The following is a 3,153-nucleotide window of genomic DNA, read 5'->3' as shown; positions in this document are numbered from 1 at the left end:
GGTACTGTCCAGGTGGGGTTGAATACAACGGACACAACTTTGGTGGTCATCTCTGGTGTGCGCTTGGTACTTTTGCCCACCACGGTTTTCATGGATAGCACGACCCGTTGTCGATCGATCAGTTGCAACTGGAAGTCCGGGACGTTGACCAGAATGTAGCGCTGCCCCGGGCTGTCTGGCAGCTGGTCCCAGCGCTTGGCATTCAGCTCCAGCAGTCGCGCCAGCTCTTGTGGCGTGCGCTCCAGTTCCCGCAGTGTGGCTTTGTCTGCGATACCGGTGACGACCATGCCGTGGCGGCGCTGGTAGGACTCTACAGCCAGTTGCACCCCGGCATCAAAACGCTCGGGATTATCATCGGTGTCAGATACCGGCCCGGGTTGGCCTGTGTAGTCGCCGAACAGCTGTAACAGCTTGCGCAGCTGCATTACTCGCCGATCCTGATGGCCGGCACGTAGCGGCGGGCCCGGGTCTATCGCTTGCCACTGATTGTTCATTTCGCGGTAGCGTGCCGCCTGTTCCCGCAGGCGGTTGCCGGCAGTGGCAAAGTGCACCGCGCTATCTGCACCGCTGTAAGGTTGCTTATCCGGATTGGAATTTTTCTTGGAAACCTCTTTTTGCGGCTCGGTGGCAGCGGTCTGTGTGCCGGTGGATGTTTTCTCTTCTTGTTTCTTTTCTTCCTTGCCCTGAGGTGCGGGCAAAGGTTTTGCCGCAGCTTCTTTTTTCGGCTCTACGGTTCCCTGCTGCACTGATGCAGATTGTTCTGGCTCTGTTTGCTCAGCTTGTACTTTAGGCTCTTCGCCAAGGGCTTCGGGTTCTTCGCCCGCTGCAGTTTCCATCAGCGGCAGCAGGGCACAGCAGCTCAGTGCCACGATGGCATAAAAATGGCGACAGTGTCTGGGTCGCATTTGTTGTTTGGTGGTGCTGCTCATAGGAACCCCCATTCCTCATTCTGCGGTGCTGCTATTGCACGCTGTCATCGGTGGCGCTGTCATCAGCTTCCCCGGTGTTGTCGCGACCGTATATGTCCGGGCGAAAGTTGAGTAATCCCTCTTCATCAACCCAGGCGGTCCAGTAGACGATATGTACGGGTATTGGCCGGTCCAGTTCCACGGCGCGGGTGCGGGTGCCGGAGGTATAGCGCGATAGTCTTTCAGCATTCCATTTGCCGGGACGCTTGCCCTGGTCGGCGAGCACAATTTGTGCGAACTCCTGGGGTTTTTCCAGACGAATACAGCCATGGCTAAAGGCGCGTTTGTTGCGGCTGAACAGATTTTTCTTTTGTGTGTCGTGCAGGAAAATGGCCTGCTGGTTGGGGATCACGAATTTGAAGCGCCCGAGAGCGTTTCCTTCGCCACCGCGCTGTTGCAGCGCCACGCTGCCGAGACGCAGTGCGCGGAGATTGCGGCCGCTGAAAGGCACGGATTTGCCGCGATTATTGACCAGGCGATAGCCACCCGCGGTGAGGTTGGCGCTACCTTTGGGCAGCAGCTCACGTACCGCGATATTTATCGGGACCGTCCAGGTGGGGTTGAACACCACCCGGGTCATGCGGGTACTCAGCTGTGGTGTGGGATGCTTGGATTTCCCCACCACCACGCGCATCCGGTATTGCTCGTGATCCCCCTCAATCAGGCGCAGGGTGTACTCAGGTATGTTGACCACGATATGACGGGGGCCGAGATCCTTGGGCATCTTTTGCCAGCGATCGAGGTTGGCCTGCAGGGTGGAGAGGCGTTTGGCGGGCGGGGTATTCAGGTGCGTGCGGGTTGCACTATCAACGATGCCGTCGGCATGCAGGCCGTGGCGGCGCTGAAAACGTTCGACCGCAATGCGCACTTCGTTGTCGTAGTGTTCCGCGGCAGAATCGTCGCTGGCTTTTTCCTGCAGCTCCGCGCGGGCCATATCATCGGTGGTCGGCAGGTCGCCGTATTGCATCAGCAGGCTGCGCAGCACCCTGACGCGTGGGTCGCGCACACCGGGCGCTAGGGTTTGCCCTGCGGGGAGTGGCTGCCAGTGCTCGTCTTCGCTGAGGGCGCGGTAGCGCGACAGTTCCTCCCGCATCAGTGCGTACTGACGACCGTAGGGGGTAAATGGGCTGTAGGAACCGGAAACCGTGGTGAATACTGAGTCACTGGGAGGCTGGCTGGAGCCGGGGGACGTGCGATTGGCCGTGACCTGTTCCGGAGCGGGGTTCGCTGTTTCTGCGGTTTGTGTCTCGCCCTGTGCTGCCGCTTCCAGGGCTGCGGACTCCAGAGACAGGGAAAGAACCACCGCGGCGCCCAGATTCAATTGAATACCCAGTCTATTACCCATCATTGACCCCTGATCAACGTATTACCGGCCGAGCGGCCTATTAAGCGGTCGGGTGGCTCACGGCTGGCAGGGTCGGAAATCGCGGAATCCGAGGCTCTGGCGTGCGGTGGGCGAACCCTATACCTCTAATTGGTAACTTGTGACCGGATTGGCGCCAAATAAGATTGGGGTATGCGGAGGGGGGCTTTCGCGAGGATTCGGAATAACTGCCGGGTGGATCTTCCACCCGGCAGTGCAGTGGGCAGTGAGAGAAGTGGGTTAATGCAGTTCGCTAGTGGTTGCGATAGCGCGTGTTCAATTGAACTGATTGACCGCAAGGCCGTCCTTGCCGTAGATGTCGGGGCGGAAATGCATGCGGCCCTCGCCGTCGACCCAGGCGGTCCAGTAGGTGAGGTACACCTTCACGTTTTTGCTCATGCGCACCTCGGTGGTTTCGTCACCGGTAGTCAGCTGCTCGATACGGTAGCGACTCCAGTCACCGGGCTCGTCCCGCAGCAGTGCCTCTGCCAGCTGCCGCGGCTTGGCCAGACGCACACAACCGTGGCTGTAGTCGCGATCGGTGAGACCGAACAGGCTCTTGGCGCGGGTGTCATGCAGGTAGATGTCGTCTGAGTTGGGGATTTCGAATTTCACCCGTCCGAGGATGTTCTGCTCGCCGCCTTTCTGGCGCATCAGGAAACCACCGGCAGCGGCGCGCTTCAGGTTCTGGGAACTCAGTGGCAGGTATTCACCACTGCCGTTTACGACCCGGTAACCCATGTTTTCCATACCGTGAGGATTGGCGCGAGCCTTGGGCAAGATTTCATTGACCAGAATACTGCGCGGTACTGTCCAGGTGGG

Annotated in this window: 3 protein-coding genes; all 3 read right to left on the bottom strand. The window is 59.2% G+C overall.

Annotated elements, in window-relative coordinates; all coding sequences use genetic code 11:
• A partial coding sequence (locus B4U49_RS00895) for a peptidoglycan-binding protein (protein WP_239692417.1) occupies positions 1-929 on the bottom strand: 929 nt, incomplete at its 3' end.
• A gap of 31 nt (positions 930-960) precedes the next feature.
• Positions 961-2,313 (bottom strand): L,D-transpeptidase family protein, encoded by a 1,353-nt coding sequence (locus B4U49_RS00890; RefSeq protein ID WP_078082718.1) that lies wholly within the window; start codon positions 2,311-2,313, stop codon positions 961-963.
• Positions 2,314-2,607: 294 nt separating this feature from the next.
• Positions 2,608-3,153: L,D-transpeptidase family protein (locus B4U49_RS00885; RefSeq protein WP_158078522.1), on the bottom strand; the 546-nt coding region annotated here is incomplete at its 5' end.

Source organism: Microbulbifer mangrovi, assembly GCF_002009015.1.
GTDB lineage: Bacteria > Pseudomonadota > Gammaproteobacteria > Pseudomonadales > Cellvibrionaceae > Microbulbifer > Microbulbifer mangrovi.
The sequence above is the reverse complement of the archived record's forward strand: the minus strand, read 5'-3'. Positions and strand labels throughout refer to the sequence as shown.

Excerpts from the sequence above, each read along its gene's own strand:
- B4U49_RS00890 (WP_078082718.1), bottom strand. The coding sequence starts at position 2,313 with ATGGGTAATAGACTGGGTATTCAATTGAATCTGGGCGCCGCGGTGGTT.